General features: G+C 66.3%; 24 protein-coding genes. 18 read left to right on the forward strand and 6 right to left on the reverse strand.

The genetic code is table 11. From position 1 onward, the window contains the following. Positions 1-28: 28 nt before the first annotated feature. The 10 genes from VHAB30_RS04960 (at position 29) to VHAB30_RS05005 (ending at position 12,606) form a co-directional block, all read left to right on the forward strand. The gene (locus VHAB30_RS04960; protein WP_159276030.1) at positions 29-1,363 is read left to right on the forward strand and encodes a TolC family outer membrane protein; all 1,335 of its coding nucleotides are present in this window, start codon (positions 29-31) and stop codon (positions 1,361-1,363) included. After that, positions 1,360-3,552 carry a type I secretion system permease/ATPase gene (locus VHAB30_RS04965; protein WP_159276031.1) on the forward strand — a complete coding sequence of 731 codons (2,193 nt, stop codon included), beginning with the start codon at positions 1,360-1,362 and terminating at the stop codon, positions 3,550-3,552. The genes VHAB30_RS04960 and VHAB30_RS04965 overlap by 4 nt, the downstream gene beginning before the upstream one ends. Continuing rightward, positions 3,549-4,796 (forward strand): HlyD family efflux transporter periplasmic adaptor subunit, encoded by a 1,248-nt coding sequence (locus VHAB30_RS04970; protein WP_159276032.1) that lies wholly within the window; start codon positions 3,549-3,551, stop codon positions 4,794-4,796. The genes VHAB30_RS04965 and VHAB30_RS04970 overlap by 4 nt, the downstream gene beginning before the upstream one ends. Positions 4,797-4,862: 66 nt before the next feature. Then, complete coding sequence (bamE, locus tag VHAB30_RS04975; protein WP_062479197.1) at positions 4,863-5,306, forward strand: outer membrane protein assembly factor BamE domain-containing protein; 444 nt, start codon at positions 4,863-4,865, stop codon at positions 5,304-5,306. Between the two features lie 23 nt (positions 5,307-5,329). Continuing rightward, positions 5,330-5,719, forward strand: coding sequence for a hypothetical protein (locus VHAB30_RS04980; protein ID WP_143599085.1), 390 nt, complete (start codon positions 5,330-5,332; stop codon positions 5,717-5,719). A gap of 105 nt (positions 5,720-5,824) precedes the next feature. Further along, positions 5,825-5,995: a hypothetical protein gene (locus VHAB30_RS04985; RefSeq protein WP_157627413.1), complete on the forward strand. Its 171-nt coding sequence runs from the start codon at positions 5,825-5,827 to the stop codon at positions 5,993-5,995. Between the two features lie 1,085 nt (positions 5,996-7,080). Further along, positions 7,081-8,490 carry an Eco57I restriction-modification methylase domain-containing protein gene (locus VHAB30_RS04990; RefSeq protein WP_159276033.1) on the forward strand — a complete coding sequence of 470 codons (1,410 nt, stop codon included), beginning with the start codon at positions 7,081-7,083 and terminating at the stop codon, positions 8,488-8,490. Continuing rightward, positions 8,487-10,745 carry a sensor histidine kinase gene (locus VHAB30_RS04995; protein ID WP_159276034.1) on the forward strand — a complete coding sequence of 753 codons (2,259 nt, stop codon included), beginning with the start codon at positions 8,487-8,489 and terminating at the stop codon, positions 10,743-10,745. Before VHAB30_RS04990 ends, VHAB30_RS04995 begins: the two co-directional genes overlap by 4 nt. A 63-nt stretch (positions 10,746-10,808) precedes the next feature. Next, positions 10,809-11,870 (forward strand): hypothetical protein, encoded by a 1,062-nt coding sequence (locus VHAB30_RS05000; RefSeq protein WP_216850696.1) that lies wholly within the window; start codon positions 10,809-10,811, stop codon positions 11,868-11,870. 25 nt (positions 11,871-11,895) lie between these two features. Continuing rightward, on the forward strand, positions 11,896-12,606 hold the full coding sequence (locus VHAB30_RS05005; RefSeq protein WP_159276036.1) for a hypothetical protein: 711 nt from the start codon (positions 11,896-11,898) through the stop codon (positions 12,604-12,606). Positions 12,607-12,859: 253 nt separating this feature from the next. On the opposite strand, the gene VHAB30_RS05010 is transcribed toward VHAB30_RS05005, so the two are convergent. The 3 genes from VHAB30_RS05010 to VHAB30_RS05020 all read right to left on the reverse strand — a co-directional run bounded on the left by VHAB30_RS05010 (position 12,860) and on the right by VHAB30_RS05020 (position 16,293). Then, positions 12,860-14,194 carry a sulfatase family protein gene (locus tag VHAB30_RS05010; protein ID WP_159276037.1) on the reverse strand — a complete coding sequence of 445 codons (1,335 nt, stop codon included), beginning with the start codon at positions 14,192-14,194 and terminating at the stop codon, positions 12,860-12,862. A gap of 22 nt (positions 14,195-14,216) precedes the next feature. After that, the gene (locus VHAB30_RS05015; protein WP_159278276.1) at positions 14,217-15,170 is read right to left on the reverse strand and encodes a Bug family tripartite tricarboxylate transporter substrate binding protein; all 954 of its coding nucleotides are present in this window, start codon (positions 15,168-15,170) and stop codon (positions 14,217-14,219) included. A 106-nt stretch (positions 15,171-15,276) separates the two neighbouring features. Further along, entirely contained in the window at positions 15,277-16,293 is a 1,017-nt protein-coding gene (locus VHAB30_RS05020; RefSeq protein ID WP_095746125.1) for a Bug family tripartite tricarboxylate transporter substrate binding protein, read from the reverse strand. Between the two features lie 153 nt (positions 16,294-16,446). Here VHAB30_RS05020 and VHAB30_RS05025 point away from each other — a divergent pair, with 153 nt between their 5' ends. Further along, positions 16,447-17,046 (forward strand): MarR family winged helix-turn-helix transcriptional regulator, encoded by a 600-nt coding sequence (locus tag VHAB30_RS05025; protein ID WP_139704504.1) that lies wholly within the window; start codon positions 16,447-16,449, stop codon positions 17,044-17,046. On the opposite strand, the gene VHAB30_RS05030 is transcribed toward VHAB30_RS05025, so the two are convergent. Continuing rightward, a complete protein-coding gene (locus VHAB30_RS05030; RefSeq protein WP_159276038.1) occupies positions 17,018-18,031 on the reverse strand; it encodes a Bug family tripartite tricarboxylate transporter substrate binding protein in 1,014 nt (337 codons plus the stop codon). The two genes, VHAB30_RS05025 and VHAB30_RS05030, sit on opposite strands and share 29 nt — an antisense overlap. A 136-nt stretch (positions 18,032-18,167) precedes the next feature. Here VHAB30_RS05030 and pcaQ point away from each other — a divergent pair, with 136 nt between their 5' ends. The 5 genes from pcaQ to VHAB30_RS05055 all read left to right on the forward strand — a co-directional run bounded on the left by pcaQ (position 18,168) and on the right by VHAB30_RS05055 (position 22,088). Then, entirely contained in the window at positions 18,168-19,097 is a 930-nt protein-coding gene (pcaQ, locus tag VHAB30_RS05035) for a pca operon transcription factor PcaQ (RefSeq protein WP_159276039.1), read from the forward strand. Positions 19,098-19,179: 82 nt separating this feature from the next. Continuing rightward, complete coding sequence (locus tag VHAB30_RS05040; protein ID WP_070063172.1) at positions 19,180-19,791, forward strand: TetR/AcrR family transcriptional regulator; 612 nt, start codon at positions 19,180-19,182, stop codon at positions 19,789-19,791. Next, positions 19,788-20,993, forward strand: coding sequence for a DUF418 domain-containing protein (locus VHAB30_RS05045; RefSeq protein ID WP_159276040.1), 1,206 nt, complete (start codon positions 19,788-19,790; stop codon positions 20,991-20,993). Before VHAB30_RS05040 ends, VHAB30_RS05045 begins: the two co-directional genes overlap by 4 nt. A 40-nt stretch (positions 20,994-21,033) precedes the next feature. After that, on the forward strand, positions 21,034-21,696 hold the full coding sequence (locus VHAB30_RS05050) for a suppressor of fused domain protein (RefSeq protein ID WP_159276041.1): 663 nt from the start codon (positions 21,034-21,036) through the stop codon (positions 21,694-21,696). Positions 21,697-21,779: 83 nt separating this feature from the next. Next, on the forward strand, positions 21,780-22,088 hold the full coding sequence (locus VHAB30_RS05055) for a TfoX/Sxy family protein (protein WP_159278277.1): 309 nt from the start codon (positions 21,780-21,782) through the stop codon (positions 22,086-22,088). A gap of 4 nt (positions 22,089-22,092) precedes the next feature. On the opposite strand, the gene VHAB30_RS05060 is transcribed toward VHAB30_RS05055, so the two are convergent. After that, the gene (locus tag VHAB30_RS05060) at positions 22,093-22,716 is read right to left on the reverse strand and encodes a LysE/ArgO family amino acid transporter (protein ID WP_159276042.1); all 624 of its coding nucleotides are present in this window, start codon (positions 22,714-22,716) and stop codon (positions 22,093-22,095) included. A gap of 107 nt (positions 22,717-22,823) precedes the next feature. On the opposite strand from VHAB30_RS05060, the gene VHAB30_RS05065 reads away from it, so the two are divergent. Continuing rightward, positions 22,824-23,282 carry an Lrp/AsnC family transcriptional regulator gene (locus VHAB30_RS05065; protein WP_062479155.1) on the forward strand — a complete coding sequence of 153 codons (459 nt, stop codon included), beginning with the start codon at positions 22,824-22,826 and terminating at the stop codon, positions 23,280-23,282. A gap of 158 nt (positions 23,283-23,440) precedes the next feature. On the opposite strand, the gene VHAB30_RS05070 is transcribed toward VHAB30_RS05065, so the two are convergent. Further along, complete coding sequence (locus tag VHAB30_RS05070; protein ID WP_159276043.1) at positions 23,441-24,697, reverse strand: porin; 1,257 nt, start codon at positions 24,695-24,697, stop codon at positions 23,441-23,443. Between the two features lie 382 nt (positions 24,698-25,079). On the opposite strand from VHAB30_RS05070, the gene VHAB30_RS05075 reads away from it, so the two are divergent. Then, entirely contained in the window at positions 25,080-25,466 is a 387-nt protein-coding gene (locus VHAB30_RS05075) for a hypothetical protein (RefSeq protein ID WP_070063166.1), read from the forward strand. The last annotated feature ends 3 nt before the right edge of the window (positions 25,467-25,469 follow it).

The raw sequence follows: 25,469 nt of genomic DNA on the forward strand, positions 1-25,469 counted from the left end.
GCACCTGGTGGTCTGCACGTCTTCACGCATGCTTGCTTCCCGTCATCTTTCGTCTGCTGCCGCGGGCCTTTTCTTCCTGTTCGCCGGATCGGCGGCGCTTGCGCAAGCGAGCACCGCCGCCCCGCTGGGCATGGCCGAGGCCGTGCGCCTGGCCGCCACCTCGCACCCGACCGTGCGCAACGCCGTCGGCCAGGCGCTGCAGGCGGGCGAGGGCATTGCAGCCGCGCGCTCGGGCTACTACCCGCAGGTCAGCGCCGGCGTCAGCGCACGCACGGGCAACCGCCAGCTGCAGGCCGACGGTCGCCGCCAGGTGCACCAGGCCTCGCTGTCGGTGACCCAGCTGCTGTACGACTTCGGCAAGGTGTCGAGCGCCGTGAGCGAAGCCGAAGCCTCGGCCACGGCCGCGCGCGCCAAGCTGCTGGTGGCGGTCGACGACGTGGTGCGCGACACCGCGCAGGCATGGATCGAAGTGCATCGCCAGCAGGCGCTCGGCGAAATCGCGCAGGCCCAGGTGAAGGGCGTGCAGTCGCTGGCCGGCCTCGTGGGCGAGCGCCAGGCCAAGGGCGCCACCAGCCAGTCCGACGTGGCGCAGGCGCAGTCGCGCCTGGAAGCCGCGCGCGCCCAGCAACTCAACACCGCGTCGCAGGCCGAGCGCTGGCGCCTGAGCCTCATGCACCTGACCCAGGGCCGCACGCCGGCCGGCATCGCCGGCGAAGCGCCCGCGCCGCTTGCGAGCGCCTGCGCCGCGCTGCCGCAGACGGCCTTGCCCGCGCCAACCGTGCAGATGGCGCAGGCCGAGCGCGACATGGCGCAGGCCGCGCTGCGCGGTGCCGATGCGCAGCTGCTGCCCACGCTGTCGCTCAACGCCGCCGTCAACCGGGAGCTCGAATCGGGCGCGCGGCCTGCCGGCCAGTCCGCCAACGAAAGCACCTTCACCGTCAACTTCACCGCGCCGCTGTACGAAGGCGGGCGCAGCCAGGCCCGCCAGCGCGCCGCCGCGCACGCCGTCGAGGCGGCCGAGGCCGCGCTGGGCTACGCAGAACTCAGCGTGCGCCAGCGCCTCGAAGACGCGCGCGTGCAGTCGCAGGGCCACGCGCTGCGCCTGCCCGTGCTCGCCGCGCGCGTGCACAGCACGCAGCGCACGCGCGACCTGTACCGCGAGCAGTACCTGCAGCTGGGCACGCGCTCGCTGCTCGACCTGCTCAATGCCGAGCAGGAGTTCCACGGCGCGCGCTTCGAGCAGGCCGAGAGCGCGCACGAGGTGCAGCGGCTCGCGGTCGAGTGCCTGTACCAGTCGGGCCGCCTGCGCGAGGCCTTCGGGCTGGTCGATGCGGGCGAGCTCGTCGCCGGAGGCCAGCCATGACCGCCACCACCCTGCCCGAACTGTCGGCCGCGCGCGGCCCTGAGCTGCTCGCCGGCTGGGTCGACGCCGTGCTGGCCGTGGCCGCCCACTACCACCTCGACACCTCGCGCGAGCGCATCCGCGGCGCCGCCGCATGGAGCGACCATGAAGACATCGGCGAGCGCGTGCGCCAGATGGCCCGCCAGGCCGGGCTCACCGTGCGCCAGGTCGCGCCGCGCCTGGACACCCTGAGCCCCTGGCGCCTGCCCGTGGTGCTGCAGCTGCGCGACGGGCAGGTGGCCGTGGTCACCGCCATCTCGGCGCAGGGCTTGCGCGTGATGCTCGGCGGCGACCAGGGCGCGGAAACCGTCTGTACCGTGGACGAGCTGCAACCCGCGCTCGAAGCCATGGCCGTGCTGCGGCCCGCGCAATCGGCACCCGACTCGCGCGTGGACACCTACATCCGCCCGGTGGAGCCGCACTGGCTGCGCCAGATCGTGCTGGCCGACTGGCGGCCCTACGCGCACATCCTCGTCGCGTCGCTGGCCTACAACCTCATGGCGCTGGCCGGCACGCTGTTCTCCATGCAGGTGTACGACCGCGTCGTGCCCGCGCAGTCGCTGCCCACGCTGCATGTGCTGTTCGGCGGCGTGCTGCTGTCGATCGCGTTCAGCTGGGTCATGCGCGGCGCGCGCATGCGCATCACCGACGTGGTGGGCAAGCGCGCCGACCTGCGCATTTCGGACCGCGTGTTCGGTCACGCGCTGCGCGTGCGCGGCTCGGCGCGCCCGCGCGCCACCGGCACCTTCATCTCGCAGCTGCGCGAGCTGGAGCCCGTGCGCGAAATGCTCACGTCGACCACCGTGGCGGCCGTGGCCGACCTGCCGTTCTTCTTCGTGTTCTGCGTGCTGTTCTGGTTCATTGCCGGCTGGCTCGTGCTCGTGCCGCTGGCCGCGTGCGTGCTGCTGATCGTGCCCAGCCTGCTGGCGCAGCCGCGCCTGCGCGCGCTGGCCCAGACGGGCATGCGCGAGTCGTCGCTGCGCAACGCCATGCTGGTCGAGGCCGTGCAGGGCATCGACGACATCAAGGGGCTGCAGGCCGAGCCGCGCTTCCAGAACCAGTGGAACCACTACAACGCCGTCAACGCCGACTCGGGCCTGCAACTGCGCGCGCTGCTCAACACCCTGAGCAACTGGACGCAGACCGTGCAGGGCGCCGCTTTCGCCTTCGTCGTGTTCTTCGGCGCGCCGCTCGTCATGGACGGCCACATGAGCACTGGCGTGCTCGTGGCCGCATCGATCCTGTCGACCCGCATGCTCGCGCCGCTGGCCGGCGTGACGCAGGTGCTCAACCGCTGGCAGCAGGCCAAGGTGGCCGGCGAGGCGCTCGACCAGCTCATGAAGCTGCCGGTCGACCACCCGCCCCACGAGACCCGCGTGCACCGGCCCGCCGTGCAGGGCGACTACACGCTGCGCGACGCCGTCTTCAGCCACGACGGCCAGACCACCGCGCTGCACGTGAAGGCGCTGCACATCGGCGCCGGCGAACGCATTGCCGTGCTCGGGCGCAACGGCGCGGGCAAGTCGACCTTGCTGCAGGCGCTGTCGGGCCTCCTCGAGCCGCGCGCGGGCAGCGTGCTGCTCGACGGCGTGTCGATGGCGCACATCGACCCCGCCGACGTGCGCCGCGACGTCGGCCTGCTCGCGCAGGACGCGCGCCTGTTCCACGGCACCCTGCGCGAGAACCTGCAGATGGGCACGCCCCACGCCACCGACGCCGAACTGGTGGCGGCCCTGCAGGCCACCGGCGCCTGGGCCTTCGTGCGCCGCCTGCCCACCGGGCTGGACCATCCGCTGCTCGAAGGCGGGCGCGGCCTCTCGGGCGGACAGCGCCAGAGCCTGCTGCTCGCGCGGCTCCTGCTGCGCCGCCCCGGCGTGCTGCTGCTCGACGAGCCCACCGCCTCGCTCGACGAAGTGGCCGAGCGTGAAGTGATCGAACACCTGCGCGCGCTGCCCGCCGGCCGCACGCTGGTGCTGGCCACGCACCGCCCGGCCGTGCTCGAGGCGGTCGACCGCATCCTCGTGGTGGACGGCGGCGCCGTCGTGCTCGACGGGCCGCGCGACCAGGTGATGGCGCGGCTGCGCCAGGGCGCGGTCGCCTCGCGCGAGGCGATGGCCTCCGCAGGCCGCAGCAAGGAGGGGCAGGCATGAACGCCGTGACATTGACCAAGGCGCAGGTGCAGGCCGCCGCGCAGGCACCGGTCGTATCCACCGCCACCGTGTGGGGCCCCGGCGGCGCCGACGACTTCGACGAGGCCCGCGCCAGCGGCTCCGCGCGCGTCGTGTGGTTCGTCGCGCTCTTTCTGCTCGCCTTCTTCGTGTGGGCCTGGGTCTTCGAGATCGACGAGGTGTCCAGCGGCATGGGCAAGGTGATTCCCAGCTCGCGCGAGCAGCGCATCCAGTCGCTCGAAGGCGGCATCCTGGCCGAACTGCGCGTGCACGAAGGCCAGATCGTCGAGAAGGGCCAGGTGCTCGCGCAGCTCGACCCCACGCGCGGCGAATCGAACGTGGAAGAAACCGCCGCGCGCTACCGCGCCGCCCTGGCCAGCAGCGTGCGCCTGCGCGCCGAGGTGCAAGGGCAGGGCAGCCTGCAGTTCCCCGCCGAGCTGAAGGCCTACGCGCAACTGGTCGATTCCGAAAGCGCGCTCTTCCGCTCGCGCCAGGGCAGCCTGCGCGACACCGTGTCCGGCCTGGGCCAGGCGCTCGCGCTCGTGCGCAAGGAGCTCGACATCACCCGCTCGCTGCAGGTGAGCGGCGCGGCCAGCAACGTCGAGCTCATCCGCCTGCAACGCCAGGCCGCCGACCTGGAGCTGAAGATTGCCGAGGCGCGCGCCAACTACATGGTGCGCAGCCGCGAAGAACTGGCCAAGGCCGATGCCGAGGTCAAGTCGTTGTCGTCCGTGGTGCGCGGGCGTGCCGACTCGCTCGAGCGGCTCACCTTGAACTCGCCCGTGCGCGGCATCGTCAAGAGCTTGCAGGTCACCACCATCGGCGGCGTCGTGCCGCCCAACGGCTCGCTGCTGACCCTCGTGCCGCTGGACGACCAGCTGCTGGTCGAGGCGCGCATCTCGCCGCGCGACATTGCCTTCATGCGGCCCGGGCAGGAGGCGCAGATCAAGATCACCGCCTACGACTACGCCGTGTACGGCGGCCTCAAGGGCCGCGTGGTGACCATTGCGCCCGACACCCAGCGCGACGAGGTCAAGCCCGAGATCGTGTACTACCCCGTGCTCGTGCGCACCGACTCCGACGCACTCACCGACAAGGCCGGCCGCCGCATGCCCATCGTGCCCGGCATGGTGACCACCGCCGACATCCGCACCGGCCGCAAGACCGTGTGGGACTACCTGACCAAGCCGCTGAACAAGGCGCGCGAAGCCATGCGCGAGCGCTGACCCGCGCGCGCTCATCTCTCCCCGCAAACCCATCCGACACCCATCCGACCCAAGAGGACGCTAGCCATGAAAACCACCCCGCACGCATCCCCCGCCGCTGCCGCCTTCGTGCTCGCCGCCGCGCTGCTCGGCGCCGCCGCTCCTGCGGTGGCCCGCGACAACCCCGTGGACCCCGTGAGCAACCCCGACAAGCTGGACTACCGCGACGTCGAGGCGCGCCGTCCCGACTTCAAGGAGCCCTTTCTGCGCGACGGCGTCGTGTCGCGGCCCGAGCGCTTTCGCGAGATCAAGCCCGGCCTCAACCAGGCCCAGGTGCTCGCCGTGCTCGGGCAGGCCCTGAAGCAACAGCGCGGCGCGCTCGGCACCGAGTGGGACTACCACTTCAAGTTCCAGATGCCCCAGTCGGCCAACTACCTCGTGTGCCAGTACAAGGTCGTGTTCGACGACAGCCAGGCCGTGCGCAGCGCCGTGTGGCGCCGCCGCCAATGCCTGGACCTGCTGCCGCGCTGAGCCGCGACGCCGGCCCGCAGCCCATGCCTCGCGATTCCAAGCGCGCGCCCCGTCCCTACGAGGCCTTCGTGTACGGCAACTCCGCCGACGAGCCCACGCGGCTGGCCGAGCGTTGCCTGGAGGTGATCGAGGGCACGCTGAAGAGCGTCGACCGCGTCGTGGCCTGCCTGCGCGCGGCCGAGCTGGAACACGGCATCGGCATCGCCGCCATGACGCGCGCGCAGATCGCCGACGCCGCCGAATGGCACCGCGCCAAGCTGCAGGGCCTGCTGGCCGTGAAGCTGCAGCTCACCAACCGCGGCGGCGACATTCATCTGGTGGACGACCTGCACCTGGTCGTGCGGCTCAAGTCGCGCCTCACCGCGCCCGGCGGCTTTCTGCCGGAGCTGTACCACCTCATGCCCCATGGCTGACGTGGACGACGCGGCCCTCGTGGTGGATGCGGTCCGCGGCGTGGGGCCTTGTCTTCTTCCGGCGTTGAACGACGACGCCCGCACGGCCGCCCCGGGAGGCACGCCGTGATCCGCCGCACCAAGCGCTTTCGCAAGAACCTCTACCGGTTGAGCGACGTGGCGCTGTGGCTGCTCCTTGCGCTCTTCCTCGCGCTGGCGGCCGACGCGCTGCCGGCGCGAGGCGTCAGCCAGGACCACCACGACAGCGAAGCCGAGCGCGCCACGCACGCGCACTAGCTGGCGGCCGGCCCCGCGCCGAGTCTTGCTTCGCTCCGCCTCCGTTGAAGCAGAAAAACCGGGGCACCTCAGATATCTCGTCGATTCGAGAAATCGTCGACGAATTCTTTTCTCTTGCGCGGCTTCGCTTCTCTACAGTGAATGCCCCCGCGACAAGACGGCCCGCTGTAGCGGCCGACGAACCCCGTGAAAGGAACGCCTTCTTCCCATGCATCCATTGATCGATTGACGAACGAATGAACCGCCTTGCCTCACGGCGGGTGTCGCTGCCTCTTTGTGAAGCAGAGACACGAATGTGAGGCACAAAAGGCGACGGCCAGGGTGCGTGAACACCCTGACCGTCTAACCAAGAGACGTGCCCAACTTTCGAAAGGAAGCACACCAAATGGCTGATGCAATTATGGCCGGGCGTTCCACGCCCAAATCTGCCCGTCGCACACGCGGCGCGACCCCTTCGTCCACCCCCACAGGCGAAGACGCCCGAGACCTCCTCGAAATCAAACTGGCCCAGCTGAACTCCCTGCTGTGGTGCTGCTACGGCGACGGCAATGGGTGGTTCGAGGAAGCCGGAGAGAAACACCGGGATCACATGCTGTGGATTGCGGCGGATCTGGCGAGGGAGGCGGAGAGGTTGTTGGGGGAGAGTGGGAGGGGGTAGGGGCGCTGTTGCTCGCCGCCGTGTCTTTGTGGCCGGCGGCGGCTCACTTTCCCACTTCCTTCAACGTAGCAAGGGCTGGGTGTCGCCCACTCCTCGATCGCGGTTTGACCGCTTTGCAGCGGTTGCCAACATACAACTTCAATCACCGAGCGTCCGCTGCCTGTCTGGTTGCGGTCGCACGCTTGAGTCGCTTCCCACCACAGCTCGGTTGCCAAGCGTTGGTGAGCGCTGAAGGGCGGGGCCACTTATACGCGCAGCGTAGAACAGGCTCTGCGCCACCTCTGCCCGGGACAAGCTTCCTTCCACGGGATTGCAACACTGTCGTTGGGCTCCAATGAGGTGCGTTCACAGCGAAGCGAAGCTTCCGCGGTCCGCAGGTCATAATAGAAAAGCGCTCCGCGCCCAAGTCTGTCGCCTGACATATAGCGTGAAAAAGATCCGACACCCAGAGAAAATCGGCCAAATCGTGGATTCAAAAGAAGAGCGCGTTCATCACCTAGAAGTCGACCTCGATGAGGATGACGGCGAATATCTGTCTCGCTGCCAAGTCGATACGCCTCCGAAGATCGTCGATCTTACTTGGCGGCTAGTCAACGATCGCCGGCCAGACGTTGACAGCGTCGTCGACTTTGGGTGCGGAGATGCGCGTTTTGCGAGTGCCGGGAAATGGGGCTCGTACGTCGGCTATGAAATCGACCCGAAAAGAGCGCCGAAGTCGAGACTGCCCTGCGGGGCATCCTTCCAGGTCGCTGACGCCTTTGGTGTCAGCAGTCTCGCCGGTTGCTTCTCTGCTTGCGTTGGCAACCCTCCGTACGTTCGTCACCACGATCTTGGAGGCGCTTGGCTGGCGAAGACGGAGTCGCGGCTCTCGCAGATTGACGGTTACGTCTCTGACGGGCGAAGCAATGCGTACGTGTATTTCATGTGGCTCGCACTGGACTGCGTTGCTGCCAATGGTTTGGTTGCCATGGTTGTGCCATACGAGTGGAGCAGTCGGCCAGCGAGCGCCGCTCTGCGCAAGTTCATCTCCGACAAGCGTTGGGGTGTGGACATCTATCATCTCCACGAAGCAGGATTTGAGCGTGTGTTGACGACGGCATGCATCGCGATCATCGACAAAGCTTCGAAGACTGGTCGATGGAAGTTCCATGACGTCGCTCCTGATCTATCCACGCGCCCACTTCGAAGCGTGACGCGCTCGTCCGAGCGTCGGCTTGACTACGAAGAGGCTGCTACAGGGACGCGCGCGCATCGCGGATTGAGCCCCGGCGGACAAGAGGCCTTCGTGCTCACAGAAGAAAAGCGAATCCACTTTCGACTTGAGAGAGGCAGGGATGTCGTACCAGCAGTGACCTCGTTTCGGCATTTGGAGTCCAAGCAGGCAACTTTGTCCGAGTCGCTTTTTCGAGAGAACTACATCAACGCGGGGAAACCGTGCTGGCTCTTGAATACAGCGGCGGATCCATCCGCTGCGCTTGGTGTATATCTCGCGACAATTGGTGAGTCGATACGCGCAAACTACACCTGTTCGGCGCGGCGCGAGTGGTGGAGGTTTCCAATGCCTCGACCCCCGCATATCCTCTATGCGTCCGGTTTCAAATCGACGGTCGCGCCTAAGATGTTTCGCAACGACATTGGTGCGATACACGTCGGAGGTATCCACGGAATCTATTGCGAGCGGGCTGGGATGGTTAAGTCCGTCTTCGACCGCCTAAGTGAGATGGATCTCTCGTCTCGTGTAGTGCCGCTTTCCAATGGCTTTCTCAAGCTGGAGGTGCACCAGATGAATTCGATACTCAATGCTCTGGTTCACGAACTACAGGGGAATAGCCAATGAACGAGGTCGTTGCAACCGTAGACGCTGGGCAGTCTCCGGAAAGACGCAGCGCCTCTATCCCCTTCGAGGTAGAAGCGCGCCTTCTGCAGGAATTGGGAGAGAGGCTTGTCGCATCTCCTGAAGTAGCCTTGCTTGAGTTGATTAAGAACGCCAACGACGCTGAGGCTCTGAGCTGCAAGCTGATCTTGAGCAGTTACCGTGGCAAGCATGCTCTCTTGATCGAGGACGACGGTAACGGCATGTCGGAGGCTGACTTCCGCGAACGCTGGATGCGCATTGCGACGAGTAGCAAAAAGGAAGCTTTCACACCGCGCTTCGGAAGGCCGGTCACGGGCCAGAAGGGGATAGGACGCTTCGCCATCCGTTTCCTCGGCGCCGCGCTGAAGCTCCAATCTTTCAGCAGAGACGCTGCATCTGGAAGGTGCTATTCGCTCGAAGCAGTCTTTGATTGGAAGCGCTTGGACTCGGCCGGCAGTCTCAACAATGCGTTGGTTTCGTTCCGAGTGGAGCGCGTGGAAGACGACCATCCGACGGGTACGCAACTTCGCGTTTGGCGGCTCAAGCAAAACATGGTCACAGCGGTCGACAAGCCGCTGCTAACGCGTGTGCTGAAGATTGCAAGTCCCATCGGCGCGTTTGATGGTGGACCGTTTGATGTGAAGCGAGCGAAGACGAAGAAGGGTGACCCGGGATTTGGGGTTGATTTCGTTGGGTTTCCAGCACTGCCGACTGGCACGACGGACATTGCTGCCAGCGTGCTTGAACACGCGTGGGCACGGGTCACTATCTCGCTTGTTGACGATTTGCTGAGATACAAAATTCGATTCGCAGAGGACGGCGAGGTGTATGAGAAGGAGCTCCTATTCCCGAACGGACTCAAGCGCGGACTGCATGCCGACTTCGCGTTCACACCCAAGCGCAAAGATGCATTTCTAGGCGTCAGGGTCTTGCGGCCAGAGATCTGGGGGTGGTTGAAAGACAACTCCGGCATTGGTGTAGTCGACAACGGTTTCCGAATCAGGCCTTATGGCTTCAACGACGACGACTGGCTCTACCTGAATCAGGACGGGTCGCATAACAGACGAGAGTGGAGATCGCCAATCTCTGAGGAACACTGGCCTATCCTGCCAGGGGAGCAGATCAAGCCTAAGTTAAATCCGGCGCTCAACGTCGCTGCAACATCACAGCTGATCGGATATGTCTATGTTTCATCAAGAGCATCCGACGACCCGGAAGAAGCAGACCTCATACCGGCGATGGATCGTGAGGGTTTCTTGCTGAACGCTGGTTACGCGAGCGTCGTCGATATCGTCCGGGGTGGGATTGAGTACTTGGCGTCGGTGGATAAAAGTCGCCAGCTCCGGTTCGAAGAGGAGCGTGCTGAAGATGAGCGCGAGTCTTTGCGCGCAGATCTGGCCGAAACGGCGGCCGGCATTCAGGCGGATCCACGCTTGGCTCCAGAAGAGAAAGCCGCTTTAGTTCAGCACTTCAGTCAACTGGCGACGAGGCTCGTCAAGCAAGAGGAGTATGACCGCGCGGCTCGACAGCGCCTCGAGATTGCTGCCGGTATGGGCGTTGTGGCCGGGTTCATGACGCACGAAGCTGAGAGGCTATTCCTATCTCTGGACGACGTCATCGGCGAGGTCCGGGAATTGGCTGGAGGACATCCGGCGCTTGCATCCAAACTCGACACCCTAACCGCTTGTCGCGCGAATTTGGACGGTTACATACGCTATACCCGTCTCTACACGGATTCATTGCGGCTAGACAATGTAAAGCCGTTCAACGCTGCGGGTCAGATCGGATGGATCAAAGAGAACTTCTCTCACATCGCAGAGAGCCGAGGTATTGAGACCGAGATCCTTTGTGAGGAGGACGTCGAAGTTCCTGCAATTCCAGTCGCTCTCTACAGCGCATTAGTCCTCAATCTCTACACCAACGCTGCCAAAGCGATCTTGGCGAGAAGCGATGATTCGTTACCCAAAACAATTTCAATTTCTGCGTGGAACGACCAGCGTAAGCACCACCTGACAGTTCAAGACACTGGATCGGGCATTCCGCCAGAGCTGCGCGAGCGCATTTGGGATCCGTTTTACACGACAACCTCTCGTGTAAACAGCCCATTAGGTTCAGGCATGGGGCTCGGTCTCGCACTTGTACGGGAATTGACTGAGCGCGCAGGTGGGAGCGTGCGGGTAGACGAGCCATCGCCGGGCTTTATGACGTGCATGCACATCGCAATTCCGAGGAAATAAATGCCAACTAGCACTAAGCACGTCGTCCTTTTGTTCGAGGACACAGATGCAGTCGCAATTGGGTTGAAGAAGCAAATTGCGCTTCACCCCGATATCGATCTTCGGCAGTTCGACCTCAACGTATCACCGCCTGACGCTGCCGGGACGTACGAAGACAAGCTGACCGAGGCAATCCGATCCAGCGACTATGCGAAGGACCTGGTGCTGATCGTCACGGATCACGATCTGTCATCTAAGAAGTGGAACGGCCTCTCACAAGCTGCAGTTTCGAGTGCCGCGCGCAAACTAGGCCTTCCCGTGGCGGGATATCGCAAAAAACTTCCAATGCCGACCGATGTCATTCAGCGCATTCCGGGCAATGGGTTGATTGAGCTTGTAAAGGGCGACAAGGGGTGGGGCGATGAGGTTGCACGACTCGCCCGTGGGTTTGTCGACCTGGAGCAGCGAATCAGCATGCTTGCGGCCTCTATGGGAAGCCGCCCCAGTCAAATGCGATCGATGTCGCCCGGTGCTCTGCTCGCGAGCGTTCTGGAAGTACCCGAAGTCGCTGCTCATCTCGATAGCCTTGCCTGCGGCGACCAAACAGTGATCGCCGAGATCTTGAACTTCTCGCCAGCCTCGCGAGCCAAGACGCCACCGAAGCTAAACGAGGAGGTGAAGCGCCGACTAAAAGTCGCAATGGGCGTTTGGCTCGTCGATCTAATCATGGCGTATCCGGGTGCGCTGATCAATGAAGTCGGTACCGCGAGCTATCTTGACATTCACCCAGAAGACTTCAAGCGCGCCGAAATCAAGGCAGTCTTCGAAGGCGCTCGCTACAAGGAGTTGCCATTTGCAAGCGACTCGGCGCCGCTTTGGTGGCGCCATAACCTTGACGACATCTTGAATGAGGCTGGGGTCACCACGGGGCTCGATCTGTGCGTAGCGAAGGGGGTCAAGAAGGTTCGCTACTGCCCGTGCTCAGTCGATCCCAAACTTCACGCTGGCTACCTGTGTCTCGCGCTCAACGAGCCAATCAGCGCCAAGAATTCTTCTGGTCGAGTGCATTGGTTCCCAGTTGGCGCGGACTTGGCCAGGCTGACGAAGTCGATCTACCAGAAGCTTGGCCCCTGGATCGGAACCTGAAATGGCGACTGGTCCACAGGATAAGTTGGCCAACGACGCCAACGTTGCATACCGAAAGGCCTTCGCCGGATTTAATCGACACGCTCACACAGTCGCCACTATCACCCCCCTGCTGGACGGCGGCGAGTGCTTTGTCGCCAAGCCGTTAAGAGACGGGGTCGAGGTGAACGGTGCATTGCGTATAGAGCGCTTGCCTCGTGAGCGAAGCGATGGTGAGCCCGATCCGCGAGAGCCCAGGATTTGCGTCCTTCTTGAGTCGCGAGACTTCTACAGGCCCGACGCAGATCCCGATCATGGGGAGGGACGCAAGCTTGCTCACTCGGCGGTACGCATGGGCTACTACAAGCCCGTGAAGACGACTTGGAAGACGCTCCTCGGCATTCGATACGACTACGAGTTCCGCGGCGCGCGCGGGCGCCATCCGATCTTTCACGCTCAGTTCGACAATGGCGAGCTCCACGAACGTTCGGTGCGGCTCTTTCCTAACCTTCCAGACATTGAAAAGCTGGGCGATGTCTTAAAAGGTGTCCGAGTTCCCACCGCAAACGTCGTCGGAGCAACCGCATTGCTCAAGCTCGCTGCGGATCACCTTTCACTACAGTCGTTTCTGGCCGTGCAAAACGAGATCGCGTCGCTTCCCTTTTTTCAGAACTGGCGATGTGATCTGCGTAGCCTGGATGATCCAGAATCGCCCCCCAAAATGCTCTCGTGCGGCTGGTATGGCACGCGTCAATAGCTAAGTCTTCAAGCTTCTGCGGCCGTTCACCAGCTCCGCTCCAGAGACTGTCTGGTCTCGGAGCTGAGTCGCCGCACTTATCAAAAAATTCAAACGTCGACTTGCAACGCGGGCAGACGTTCGGCCCTTCAATGCCAAAAGTCTGCTTCCAGCCTGAGGCGGCCACCTAAGCGCTGCTAGTGGCAGCGCTTAGGTGGCCCAGAAGTGTTCGGAAATCCACGGTTTTCAGCGAAGGATTTCCGACACTCCCGCTTCACCTCTGCGGCATATCCTTAACCGAATATCCAAGGCTAACGGTCGCATCCTCCGGAATCCCCGGCATCGTCGCATTCCAAGCCTGCCACTGCGCCCGCATCGCCTCCAGCCGCTGCGGCTCCTTCTTCCCCAGGTTCGCGCGTTCGCGCTCATCGGCCGGAATGTTGAACAGGTACTCGTTGCCGTCGACCTTCAGGTACTTCCAGTCGCCGTCGCGCATCGCTTCCTGGCCGCGGTGGTTCATGCGCCAGTGCAGGGGGCGGCGGAAGGTGTGGGTGGCGTCTTTCAGCACGGGCATCAACGACACGCCATCGAGAGGGTACGCCGCGTCGGCCTTCACGCCGGCGGCGTCGAGCATGGTGGCCGACCAGTCCATGGTCATGCACAGCTGGGTGCTCTCGCCGCCCTTGGAGATCACCTTCGGCCAGTGCGCGATCCATGGCACGCGGATGCCGCCTTCGGTCAGGTCCATCTTGCCGCCGACCAGCGGCCAGTTGTCCGAGAAGCGCTCGCCGCCGTTGTCGCTGGTGAACACGACGAGGGTGTTGTCGGCCATGCCGTGCTTTTCGAGCGCGGCCATGATCCAGCCGATGCCTTCGTCCATGTGATGGATCATGCGGCGGTACACGTGGATGTTGCCGCCCGACAGGTCGAACAGGTTGTCCTTCACGAGCGGCGCCTTGTCGGCGTCGTCGCGGGTTTCCCACGGCCAGTGGGGCGCGGTGTAGTGCAGGCTCAGGAAGAAGGGCGCCTCTTGCGTGGCCATGCGTTCGACGTAGTCGACGGCGCGCTTCGACAGCACATCGGTCAGGTAGCCCTCGTCGTCCTTGTGCTCTTCTTCGCCGTACCAGAGGTCGTGGCGGCCGGCCGAGTCGCAGTGGGTGAAGTAGTCGACACCGCCCGACATGGGGCCGAAGAACTCTTCATACCCCGAGCGCAGCGGGCCGAAGCTGGGCGGGTAGCCCAGGTGCCACTTGCCGATGAGCGCGGTCTTGTAGCCGCTGTCTTTCAGCAGCGACGGCAGGGTGGGGTGCTCGGTGGGCAGGCCCAGGGTGGTGCTGCCGCGGCTTCGGCTGTTGATGGGCTCTTCGGCCGCGCCGCGCAGGCGGTACTGGTAGCGCGCGGTGATCATCGCGAAGCGCGTGGGCGAGCACACGGGCGAGTTCGAGTAGCCCTGCGTGAGCTTCAAACCGTTGGCGGCCAGGCCGTCGAGCACGGGCGACACGCGGCCGAAAGGCGCCTCGCGGCCGCCGTAGCAGCCGAGGTCGGCATAGCCGAGGTCGTCGGCCACGATGAAGATGATGTTGGGGCGGGTGCTGCTGCGTGTCGTCATAGGTCGCTGAGAGGTTTTTCGATCAGGGCTGGTATCCGGACTTCTGGACCACGGGCGCCCACTGCGCCTTGTAGGCCTTGAGCATCGCGGCGGTCTGCGCCTGGGTGCTCACCACCGGCGTCATGCCGGCGTCCTTGAACTTGCGTTGGGTGTCGGGGTCTTGCATCACGGCGTGGATGGTGGTGGTCAGGCGCTCGACTTTCTCCTTGGGCATGCTGGCCGGCGCGAAGAAGGTGTTCCAGCCGGTGGCGGCGAGGTCGAGGCCGGCTTCCTTGAAGGTCGGAATATTCGGCGCGAAGGGTGAGCGCTTTTCGCCCGACAGCGCCAGGATGCGCAGCTTGCCGGCGGTGTGCTGCGGCAGCACGACGTCTTCGGTGTCGACGGCAATGGGCACCTGGCCGCCGATCAAGTCATTCAGCAGCGGGGCGGAGCCGCGGTAGCCGATCACCTGGGTCTGCACCTTGGCCTTCTCGCCCACCATGAGGCCGAAGAAGTGCGGCAGGCTGCCGGTGGCGGGCACGCCCACGTTGGCCTGCTGCGGGTTGGCACGCATCCATGCGAGCAAATGGTTCAGCTCGCGCACGGGCAGGGTAGGCGACACGGCCAGCGCAAAGTCGTAGGCGTTGACGTGCGACACGGGCACGAAGTCGCGCTCGGCGTCGTAGCCGTTGTCCTTGAAGACGAGCGGCGCCACCACCATCACGGCGGGGTTGGCGAGCATCAGCACGTTCTGGTTGGCGGGCGTGGCCTTGGCCTGCTGCGCGGCCAGGCGGCCGCCCGCGCCGGGCTTGTTGTCGACGATGACGGGCACGCCGAGCTGGGCCGTGAGCTTGTCGCCCACGATGCGCGCTACGCGGTCGGTGGCGCCGCCGGGCGCGTAGCCGACGACGATGCGCAGCGGGCTGTCGAGTGCGGCTTGGGCGGCCTGTGCGCGCGCGAGCGTGGGGGCGGCGATGGCCGCCACGAGGCCGGCCATGGCCAGCACGGCGGCGAGGCGGCGGCGGGCCGGGTTGAAGGAAGAAGCGAAAGCGGGGAGGGCGCGCGGGATCATGAAGGGTGTGTCCTTGTGGTCGATCGGTCGGTCAGTCATTGGCCTGGAAGTTCACGGCCTTCATGATGCCGGCCCAGCGGGCAATGTCTTCGCGCATGGTCTTCACGAGCGCCTCGGGGCCGTCGGCCACGGGGTACATGCCGTTCTGCAGCAGCAGCTGGCGCACGTCGCGGCTGTTCACGGCGCGGATGATTTCGGTGCGCAGCTTCTCGGCGGTGGCGGGCGGCGTCTTCAGCGGCGCGTAGTAGGCGAACCACGCGGTGGCCACCACGTCCTTGTAGCCGCTCTCCACGAAGCTGGGCAGCTGCGGCATGAGCGGCGAGCGCTTGTCGCCGCTGGTGGCCAGCACTTTCACGCGGCCGGTGGGCAGCATCTGCTGCGCGCCGCCGATGGTGTCGAAGTACACGGGCACGGTGCCGCCCATGACGTCCTGGCGCGCAGGCGTGGAGCCGCGGTAGGGCACGTGCACCATCTTCAGGCCGGCCGCGCGGTTGAGCATTTCACCCAAAAAGTGCGAGGGCGTGCCGGCGCCGTACGAGCCGAAGCTCACCTTGTCGCCCTGCGCCTTGGCCCAGGTGATGAACTCGGCCAGCGTGTTGGCAGGCACGTCCTTGTGCACGGTGAGCGCCAGCTCGAAGCGTGCGGCGTTCACCAGCGGCACGAAGTCCTTGATGGGGTCGTACGACAGGTTGCGGTAGGCGCTGGGGAACATGGTCATCATGCTCGCGGTGCCCAGCAGCAGCGTGTGGCCGTCGGGCGGCGCGGTCTTCACGGCATCCACGGCAATGCGGCCGGCCGCGCCCGAGCGGTTGTCGATGATGAGCGGGCCGAGCGAATCGCGCACCTGGTGGGCAATGGCGCGGGTCAGCACGTCCTGCGTGCCGCCGGCGGGCACGCCGATGAGCACCTTGATCGGCTGGCCGGGGGTGAAGGCGGCGGGCTGCTGCTGCGCGAACGCAAGCGGTGCGAAGGATGCAAGGGGTGCAAGGGCCAGCCCGCCAAGGGTGGTCAGGGTGCGGCGGCGGGTCGGGTCGGGAAGCTGGGGCATCGTCAATCTCTCCGGGGTCTCGTTCGGCGTTCGGCAGGGTCTGTGCGTGGCCGGGGCGGGTGGCCGCGGCTGCGGACGATTCTGGAGACGCTACATTCGATTGATCAAATCAACCATCGCCCGGATTTACCCGGCCTTTCGAGACCCCGCCCCATGACTGCCGAAGACGCCGCCACCCCGCCGCGCCGCCCGCTGGACGACCTGCTGCTGTACCGGCTGTCGCGCCTGCTCGCGGTGGCGGGCAGCATGGTGATCCGGCTGTGCGAGGGCCGCTTCGGCATCACGCGGCGCGAGTGGCGCCTGATCGCGGTGCTGGCGAGCCGGGGCGAGCTGGGCTCGTCGCAACTGGCCGAGCATGCGCAGCTGGACCGGGCGCGCACCTCGAAGGCGGTGGGCTCGCTGGTGGCCAAGCGGCTGGTGTCGCGCACGGCGCTGGCCGGCGACCGGCGGCAGGTGCGGCTGGGCCTCACGGCGACGGGGCAAGCGCTGTACGACGAACTCTTTCCGCTGGTGACGCGCATCAACGCCGAGCTGATGGGCACGCTCGACGCAGACGATGCCGCGCGCTTCGACGACGCGCTGCACCGGCTGCAGGCGCACGCCGAAACCATGGTGGCGCAGGCGGTGCTGCCCAAGGCCGACCGGGGGCGCCACGCGGCGGCGGCTGCGGCAGCTGCAGCAGGCAACGGCAAGAAGAACAGCACGGCGCGCAGCGGCAAGGCCGTCAGTCCACCTTCATCCCGGTCGCCTTGACGATGCGGCCGTAGCGCGCCTGCGCCGTGGCCAGGCGCGTGGCGGCGGCGGCATCGGTTTCGGCCAGCGGCACCATGTCGAGCGAGGCCAGGCGGTTCTTGAGTTCGGGCAGGGCCAGCGCCTTGTGCAGCGCCTGGCGCAGGGTCTGCATCACGGGCTCGGGCGTGGCGGCCGGCACCATGGCGAGGTAGAGCACTTCGAACTCCAGGTCTTTCAGGCCCAGCTCGCCCACGGTGGGCACCTCGGGCAGCAGCGGCGCGCGCTGGCGGCCGGTGACGGCCAGGGCCCGCAGCTTGCCGCCTTGAATCTGCGGCAGCACGCCGGGCGTGGCGACGATGCCGGCCTGCACCTCGTTGCCGAGCATGGCCATCACGGCCGGGGCGTTGCCCTTGTAGGGCACGTGCACGATCTTCGCGCCCGTGGCGCTCGCAAAGATCTCGGCGGCAATGTGGCCCGGGCTGCCGTTTCCGGCCGAGCTGAAGGTGGCGGGCTCGGCCTTGGCTTGCGCGATGAAGTCGGGCAGCGTCTTGGCCTTCACCGAGGCGGCGGTGGTGAAGCTCAGGCCCGACGAGCTGAAGATCATCAGCGGCTTGAGGTCCTTGGCCGCGAAGGGCATCGACGCGTACAGGTGCGGGTTGACGGTGAAGGTGCTGTCGATGCCCAGCAGCACGGTGTAGCCGTCGGCCGCGCTCTTGGCCACGGCGTCGGCGCCGATGTTGCCGCCCGCGCCGGGGCGGTTGTCGACCACGAAGGGCTGCTTCAGGTCTTTCTGCAGCGCATCGGCCAGCGCGCGCCCGAGGATGTCGATGGGGCCGCCGGCCGGGAAGTTGACGAGGAACTTCACGGGCTTGGCGGGGTAGCTCGCCTGGGCCTGCGTGGCCGGCGCGGCGAGGCCGAGGGCCAGCGCGGCGCAGGCGGCGGCGAGCGCGAGGCGGCGGCGCGCACCAAAGGAAGAGGAAGGCTTCGAGGAAAAAATCGTGGTCATGGCTGCTGTGTCTGTCTCCGTATCCACGGCACTCTAGAAGGCTGCGCGCTGCGGCACAACTGAAGTCTCTTCCGCCAGCTATTCCCTCTGGTTATATTTGAAAGCACGTCGCCCCACTGGCTTCGAGGAGAACCGCATGTCAGCCATGAACTTTGAGCGCCTGAAGATGCGCCACCTGCAATGCCTGGTCATGGTGGCGCAGGAGCGCAACCTGGTGCGCGCGGCCGAGGCGCTGTCGCTCACGCAGCCGGCGGTGTCGAAGACGGTGGCCGAGCTCGAAGAGATCGTCGGGCGCCAGCTGCTGCTGCGCCGCCGCCGCGGCGTGGAGCTCACGCCGGCCGCCGAGGTGCTGGTGCGCCACGCGGTGTCGGCGCTGCGCGGCCTGCGCGAAGGCCTGGGCCTGGCGATGGACCAGCCCGAGGCCGACCAGCTGCGCGTGGCGGTCGGCGCCTTGCCCAACATGGCGGCGCACCTGCTGCCCGAGGCCGTCGCGCGGCTGCATGCGGCGCACCCGGCGATGCGCGTGCGCGTGGTGAGCGGCACCAACGCGCAGCTGATGACGCAGCTGCGCCAGGGCGAGATCGACCTCGTGCTCGGCCGGCTGGCGCAGGCCTCGGCCATGGCCGACCTGGCCTTCGAGCAGCTGTACAGCGAGGTGCTGCTGCTGGTGGTGCGCCCCGGCCATCCGCTGGCCTCGCGGCGCAAGCCCACGCTCGACGCGCTGGCCGCCTACCCGCTGGTGCTGCCGGTGTCGGGCACGCTGATCCGGCACACGGCCGACGCCTTCCTCATCGCGCAAGGGCTGGCGCTGCCGGCGCGGCTGGTGGAGGCGACCGACACCAGCTTTGCGGTGGGCCTGCTGCAGCGCTCCGACGCGGTGTGGTTTGCGCCGCAGGGCGCGGTGGAAGGCTTCGTGGCGCGCGGCGAACTCCAGCGCGTGGCCATCGACACGGCGAGCACCGAAGGCCCGGTGGGCGTGACCGTGCGGCGCGGCAGCGAGACGGGCGAGGGCGCGCGGCTGCTGCTGGACACCATCCGGGGCATTGCGGCCACACGCGCTGCCTGAAGGGTTTCTTCAGGCTTCCTTCAGAATAGATCGAGCGCTCGGTCTAATAATTCGGACATGACCGAATTCTGCGAGAACCACCGTGCGCAAAGTTGACCCCGAACGCCAGCAGGCCAAGCGCCGCCAGATCCTGGAGGCCGCGGGCGACTGCTTTGCGCGGCGCGGCTTCCATGCCACCACCACCGCCGAGATCTGCACCGCCGCGGGCATGAGCCCCGGCAATCTCTTTCATTACTTTCCCAGCAAGAACGCGATCATCGAGGCCCTGGCCGAAGAGGAGTGGCGCGACACGGCCGCGTACTTCGCCGCGATCGACGACGACCCGGCCGACCCGCTGGAGGTGGTGCTGTCGTTCCTCGACGTGGTGATGGTCTTCGCCTCCGACCGCAGCTACTCGCGGCTGGCGCTGGAGGTGGCTGCCGAGACCCTGCGCAACCCGGTGGTCTGCGCCAGCGTGGCCGCGGGCGACACCGAAATGCGCGACGGCCTCGCGGCCCTGCTGCGCAAGGCGGCGGCGCGCGGGCAGATCGACCCCGAGCTCGACCCCGTGCAATCGGCCAACTGGATCGCCGCGCTCATCGACGGCGTGTTCTCGCGCCTGGCGCTCGACACGGGCTTCGACCCGGCGCGCGAGGCACCGATGCTGCGGCGCGTGGTGGGGCGCTTTCTCGCGAAGCCGGGGCGGGGCGCATGAACCACACCCCCGTTGCAGCCGAGCGCCAGTCGCTCGTCGATGCGTTGCGCGGCTTTGCGCTTTTGGGCATCCTGGTCGTGAACATCGCGGCCTTTGCCTCGCCGTACTACGGCCAGCCGCTGCCCGACCCGATGATGCGTTCGGGGCTGGACCGCGTGGCGGCCTTTGCCGTCGCCTTCCTGTTCGAGACCAAGTTCTACCTGCTGTTCTCGTTCCTGTTCGGCTACAGCTTCACGCTGCAGATGCAGTCGGCGCAGCGCAGCGGCAAGCCCTTCGTGCCGCGCCTGGCGCGCCGGCTGGTGGCGCTGTGGTGCATCGGCGCGCTGCATGCGGTGCTGCTGTTCCATGGCGACATCCTCACGACCTACGCGGTGCTCGGCGCCGTGCTGCTGGCGCTGCGCCACCAGAGCGACGCGGTGCTGGCGCGCTGGGCACTGCGGCTGGTGCTGGCGACCGCGATGGTGTGGGGCGCCATCGGCATGCTCGCGATGCTGGGCGGGCCGGCGACCGAAGACGTTCTTCGCACCGCGAGGGCCGACGCGGCCTCGGCGCTCGCGGCCTACCGCGGCACGGCGGCGACGGTCATCCGCCAGCACCTGCGCGAGCTGTCGCAGGTGTGGATCGTGCTCGGGCTGGTCCAGGCGCCGATGGCGTTGGCGATGTTCTTCGCGGGCGTCATCGAGGGCCGCCGCAACCTGTTCGCGCGGGCCGACCGCTACCGGCCACTGTTCAAGCGCCTGCTGGTGCCCGGGCTGGTGCTGGGGCTGCCGGGCGCGGCCGTGTATGCGTGGACCGCGTCCGTCGTGCCGGGCTCGCGCTGGGACGTGCTGGGCCTGGCGGTCGGCGTCTTCACCTCGCCGCTGCTCACGGCGACATACGTGGGCGCGATGATGCTGCTGTTCCAGTCGCGCTGGGGCGGCTGGCTGGCGCAGGCGCTCGCACCGGCGGGGCGCATGGCACTGTCGAACTACCTGCTGCAGTCGGCGGTGTGCGCGTGGCTCTTCCTGGCGTACGGGCTGCGGCTCATCGGCGAGCTCGGGCCGTTCATGAGCCTGATGGTCGCCTTCGGCATCTTCGGCGCGCAGATGCTGGTCAGCCGCTGGTGGCTGGCACGCTTTGCGTACGGCCCGGTGGAGTGGGTGCTGCGCGCCTTCACCAACCTCGAATGGCCCGCCCTGCGGCGTATGCAAGGGTCACGTTGAGCGACGAGAATGCCCTCGTTCCAACGAGGAGGATGCGCCGATGAGTTCCATGGAAGACGTGTGGGCCTACCGCGAAGAGACGCTCTACCCGCGCCTGTTCGGCCCCGAGCGCACCGGCATCTACGTGCTGGACTTCGACGAGTTCAAGGCGTTGGGCGCGGAAGACGTCGATCCGCGCTGGCTGCACCTGGGCGTGTTCGAGTTCGCGCCCACGCCCGTGCGCAACACCTGGCTGTACGTGACCTCGGGCGGCTCCACGCCGTGGGAGACGGAGCCGGCCGACTACAACTCGGAAGACTATTCGTGGATCGGCTCCGAGCTGGTCATCGAGGTGCCCTCGCAGCCGCAGGACCAATGGGCCATCAAGCTCCTGCGCCGCCTGCTCGCCTACAACGTGCTGCTCGCGCACTCGCATTTCGGTGAAGACAAGCAGCCCTTCGACTACGGCGACCGCATTCCCGTCGGCGAAGCGATCCGCGAGAAGGGCACCGTGGCCCTGCGCCATGTGGTGCTGATGGAGCCGAAGCACTACCCCGCGACGGCGCAGCTCGATTCGGGCCGCTTCGACTTCCTGCACCTCGTCGGCATCAACGATTCCGAGCGCGACTGGGCCAAGGCCCACAGCTCCGAGGCGCTGCTGCGCCTGCTCGAAGTGCATGGCGGCGCGCCCGTGACCGACGTGCGACGCAAGGCGGTCGTTTGAGCCGCGCCAAAGGCGCGGCCACCGTCGGCGGTGCCGAGCGTTCGCACGGGCGAGCGCTCGAGCTGGCCGAGTCGCTCAGCGCGATGGGCCCCATCGAGGTCAAGCGCTTCTTCGGCGGCTTCGGCCTCGTGCAGGCCGGCGTGCAGTTCGCCTTCGTGATGAAGGGCACGCTGTACCTGCGCGTGGACGACGCCACCCGGTCGGAATTCGAACGCCTGGGCGCGGTGCCGTTCTCGTACGCGACCAGCGCCTCGACCGTGAAGGTCGCGAGCTACTACGAAGCGCCGGTCGATGCGCTCGAAGACCCGCACGCCTTGCGCGAGTGGGCGACGAAGGCGCTGGCGAGCGCACTGGGTGCGCGCAAGCCCGCGCGCCGCAAGTCGGTCGGTTGATTCCTCAGCGTGACAGCAACGTCGACAGCTGAAACACCGCAAAGCCCAGCAGCAGCGCACCCGACAGCTTGTTGATGCCCTGCAGCACGCGCGCGCCGAGCTTGTGCCGCACCATCGACACGATGCTCGACAGCCCCAGCCACCACAGCGCCGAGCCGAGGAACACCCCAGCCACCATCGTGAGCGCCGCACCGCTGCCGCTGCCCACGTGGCCGCTGCCGAGCGAAGCGAACACCGCGACGAACGACAGGATCGTCATCGGGTTGGCCAGCGTGAGCACGAACACCGACAGCAGCGCCTTCAGCGGCGTGGCCGCGTCTTCCGCGGCCCGGGCCTGCGTGGCCGCCGGCGCGCGCAGCAGCTGCACGCCCATCCACGCGAGAAAGGCCGCACCACCGAGCGCCAGCGGCACGCGCGCCGCGACCATCGTCGACACCACGGCCGACACGCCGAAGGCACCGATGGCGCCATAGCAGGCATCGGCCAGCGCGGCGCCCAGGCCGCTGAGAAAGCCGATCGTGCGGCCATGCGCGAGCGTGCGTTGGATGCACAGCAGGCCGATGGGGCCGACGGGTGCGGCGATCGAGAGCCCGATGACAAGGGCCTTGAGAAAGAGAGGGAAGTCCATGCCGACGATTGTTCGGCGACGCCTGCATGGCGAGAATGGCGAAATTCAGGCGAGCGGCATGGCTTGCCTGAAATCGGAAGCGAAATTCTCAATCGGGCCTGAAATCCATGGAAATCGACGCCAAGAACTGGCAGATCCTCGACGTGCTGCAGCAGGACGCGCGCACCTCGCTCACGGCACTCGCACGGCAGGTGGCGCTGTCGGTGCCGTCCACCTCCGAGCGCGTGAAGCGCCTCGAAGAAGCCGGCGTCATCGAGGGCTACCGCGCCGTGGTGCCGCCGCGCAAGGCGGGTTACACCGTGACGGCGCTGGTCGGCATCACCACCGCACAACCCGACAAGGCCCGGCTGCTGAAGCTGCTCGGCAGCCGGCGCGAAGTGCTGGAGTGCTTTCACGTCACGGGGCAGGACTCGTACGTGCTGAAGGTGGTCGCGCGCGACATCGAACACCTCGAAGCCTTCGTGAGCAGCATCAACCACCTGGGCGAGACGCGCACCTCGATCGTGATGTCGGTGCCGATCGCGGCGCGCGCGGTGGCGGCGCCGGCGGGCACGGTGCCCGACTGAGGCGCGCTTCTCTCGCCCCAAAAAAATGGTCCGCACAAAGGCGGACCGAATGGACCCGCCTGACGGGCTCCTGGAGAAACGGAACATCCGCGGGCGCAGGGCCGCCCGCGGTCATTCACTCACTTGCTTGCTTCTTTGCGCGTGACAGTCTTCCCTGATCAGAACGAGTGGCGCAGCCCGACGTCGTAGCCCGTCGAGGTCTTGGGCACGAACACCCCGGTGTTCACGAAGGCGGGGCCGCCGACCGTGAGCGCCGCGCCGTTCTTGTTGCTGATGCGCGCGACGGTGGCGTACAGGGCGGTGCGCTTGGACAGGTTGTGGATGTAGCCGATGGCCAGCTTGTTGGCCTTGGGGTCGGCGACCGACGGCGTGAACGGCAGGTTGACGGTGTTGAGGTCGTACTTGACCTGCGAGTACGAGGCGCGGATCAGGCCCGGGCCGACCGGCGCGGTCACGCCGATCAGGTAGCCCGTGAGGTCGACGTCCGGCACGCCGCCGACGAAGGGCGTGACGGCGTAATCGCGCGTTTTCTTGATTCGAGACAATTCGCCGAACAGCTTGACCACGCCGAAATCGTAGGAGCTGCCGAGATTGAATGTCTTGACGTTGTCGGTGGTGCCCGCATAAAAATTGTCGGCCGCCGTGCTGTTGCCATACGACACGGCCACGTCGAACGGGCCATTGGCATAGCCGAAACGCCCACCCAAGTAGCGGCCTGCGCGCGATGCAGCCGAATTGCCCGAATTGAGTACGCCCGCCGCATTGACGCCGGGCGGCGTCGCCGTGCCGGGGTCGTATTTGGTGTTTTCGTGCAACGCGTACATGAATTGGCCATAAAAGCCGCCGAGATTCTTCGGCAGAAAATAGCCGATCGAATTGCTGGCGCGGTTGTAATTCAGGTCGCCGCCGAAACCGCCCGAGCCACCGCCGGCGTTCGTGTTGGCGGCGGTGAAGATCAGGCTGCGGCCCACGCCGACGATGCCGAAGGGGTCGAACACGATGTCGTTCCAGGCGGTGGGCACGTAGTCGCGGCCCAGGCGCAGTTCACCGAAACCGCCCGACAGGCTGACCGTGGAACGGCGCTGGAAGGTGGTGATGCCGGTCTTGCCGTCGTCAGGGCTGATCGGCGCCTCGAGCCAGAAGCTGGCCGCGAGCCCGCCGCCCAGGTCCTCGGTGCCGCGAAAGCCCAACCGGCTCGTCGAATAGCCGCCCGAGCTCAGCGCGGTCTGGCTCGCGGTGCGCGTGCCCTGGTTCACGTAGAACGGGTTGAACAGCGTGGCGCCGTTCATGTCCTGCGATTTGGAGGAGTAATTGCTGATGCCCGTGTCCACCACGCCGAACAGCGTGACGGAAGACTGTGCATTGGCGAATCCGACACCGAACAGTGCGGCGGCGGTGAGGAATTGTCTTTTCATTGTTGCCCTTGAATTGAATATGAAATTCATCGCTCCCACGCACCGCGTTGGAGCTCCGGTTTGGCGTGCAGAAATACGTTCAATTGATTTCTTCTGCCTTCCGCATGGTTCATGCGTCTGGGCAAATCATATCGATCGATTGCGACAGAAAAAGACCGAAGCCGGCTTTTTCAATTACGTTTTCCGTGCAGCCGGGTTACGAATTGGAAAGCTCCGCTTGCTGCTTGCAGAGAATTGATGAATTGGTCTTCATCCTGTCGTTTTTGTAATTGAGCCGTTCGCGCGGCGACGGTCCGAATTCCTAGCGTGTCGGCATGGCGAAGCAAAACCGCCATCGCCGAAGCGGGTGGTCCTCTTCGGCGTTCAACGAAGGAGATGACACATGACGAACAGGAAGATGGCCTTTGCGCTGGCGGCGATGGCCGCTGCAGCGCTCCCGTTGGTGGCCGGCGCACAAACCAGCCAGCAGCACGTCGAGGGGCCCGCGCATTTCGCGGCGACCGAAGCCGGCATCAAGGAGCACCCCGAAAACGCCGGCCCGGGCAAGACCGACGCCCAGGTGGTGGCCGAACTGCGCGCCGCGCAGCAAAGCCCCGAGTGGGCCGGCGTGCTGCGCTGGGGCGCACCGATCCCCGTGAAGGCCACGCAGCCCCGCACGCGCGCGGAGGTGGTGGCCGAGCTGGAGCGCGCGCAGTCGCAACCGGGCTGGGAACGCGCCTCGCGGCTGGGGGCGCCGATGGTGCTGCCTGCGGCGGCGCCTGCGCGGTAGGGG

This window comes from Variovorax boronicumulans (assembly GCF_009811375.1).
GTDB lineage: Bacteria > Pseudomonadota > Gammaproteobacteria > Burkholderiales > Burkholderiaceae_C > Variovorax > Variovorax boronicumulans.

Excerpts from the sequence above, each read along its gene's own strand:
- VHAB30_RS04960 (WP_159276030.1), top strand. The coding sequence starts at position 29 with ATGCTTGCTTCCCGTCATCTTTCGTCTGCTGCCGCGGGCCTTTTCTTC.
- VHAB30_RS04965 (WP_159276031.1), top strand. The coding sequence starts at position 1,360 with ATGACCGCCACCACCCTGCCCGAACTGTCGGCCGCGCGCGGCCCTGAG.
- VHAB30_RS04970 (WP_159276032.1), top strand. The coding sequence starts at position 3,549 with ATGAACGCCGTGACATTGACCAAGGCGCAGGTGCAGGCCGCCGCGCAG.
- bamE (WP_062479197.1), top strand. The coding sequence starts at position 4,863 with ATGAAAACCACCCCGCACGCATCCCCCGCCGCTGCCGCCTTCGTGCTC.
- VHAB30_RS04980 (WP_143599085.1), top strand. The coding sequence starts at position 5,330 with ATGCCTCGCGATTCCAAGCGCGCGCCCCGTCCCTACGAGGCCTTCGTG.
- VHAB30_RS04995 (WP_159276034.1), top strand. The coding sequence starts at position 8,487 with ATGAACGAGGTCGTTGCAACCGTAGACGCTGGGCAGTCTCCGGAAAGA.
- VHAB30_RS05010 (WP_159276037.1), bottom strand. The coding sequence starts at position 14,194 with ATGACGACACGCAGCAGCACCCGCCCCAACATCATCTTCATCGTGGCC.
- VHAB30_RS05015 (WP_159278276.1), bottom strand. The coding sequence starts at position 15,170 with ATGGCCGGCCTCGTGGCGGCCATCGCCGCCCCCACGCTCGCGCGCGCA.
- VHAB30_RS05020 (WP_095746125.1), bottom strand. The coding sequence starts at position 16,293 with ATGCCCCAGCTTCCCGACCCGACCCGCCGCCGCACCCTGACCACCCTT.
- VHAB30_RS05025 (WP_139704504.1), top strand. The coding sequence starts at position 16,447 with ATGACTGCCGAAGACGCCGCCACCCCGCCGCGCCGCCCGCTGGACGAC.
- VHAB30_RS05030 (WP_159276038.1), bottom strand. The coding sequence starts at position 18,031 with ATGACCACGATTTTTTCCTCGAAGCCTTCCTCTTCCTTTGGTGCGCGC.
- pcaQ (WP_159276039.1), top strand. The coding sequence starts at position 18,168 with ATGTCAGCCATGAACTTTGAGCGCCTGAAGATGCGCCACCTGCAATGC.
- VHAB30_RS05045 (WP_159276040.1), top strand. The coding sequence starts at position 19,788 with ATGAACCACACCCCCGTTGCAGCCGAGCGCCAGTCGCTCGTCGATGCG.
- VHAB30_RS05050 (WP_159276041.1), top strand. The coding sequence starts at position 21,034 with ATGAGTTCCATGGAAGACGTGTGGGCCTACCGCGAAGAGACGCTCTAC.
- VHAB30_RS05055 (WP_159278277.1), top strand. The coding sequence starts at position 21,780 with ATGGGCCCCATCGAGGTCAAGCGCTTCTTCGGCGGCTTCGGCCTCGTG.
- VHAB30_RS05060 (WP_159276042.1), bottom strand. The coding sequence starts at position 22,716 with ATGGACTTCCCTCTCTTTCTCAAGGCCCTTGTCATCGGGCTCTCGATC.
- VHAB30_RS05065 (WP_062479155.1), top strand. The coding sequence starts at position 22,824 with ATGGAAATCGACGCCAAGAACTGGCAGATCCTCGACGTGCTGCAGCAG.
- VHAB30_RS05070 (WP_159276043.1), bottom strand. The coding sequence starts at position 24,697 with ATGAAAAGACAATTCCTCACCGCCGCCGCACTGTTCGGTGTCGGATTC.
- VHAB30_RS05075 (WP_070063166.1), top strand. The coding sequence starts at position 25,080 with ATGACGAACAGGAAGATGGCCTTTGCGCTGGCGGCGATGGCCGCTGCA.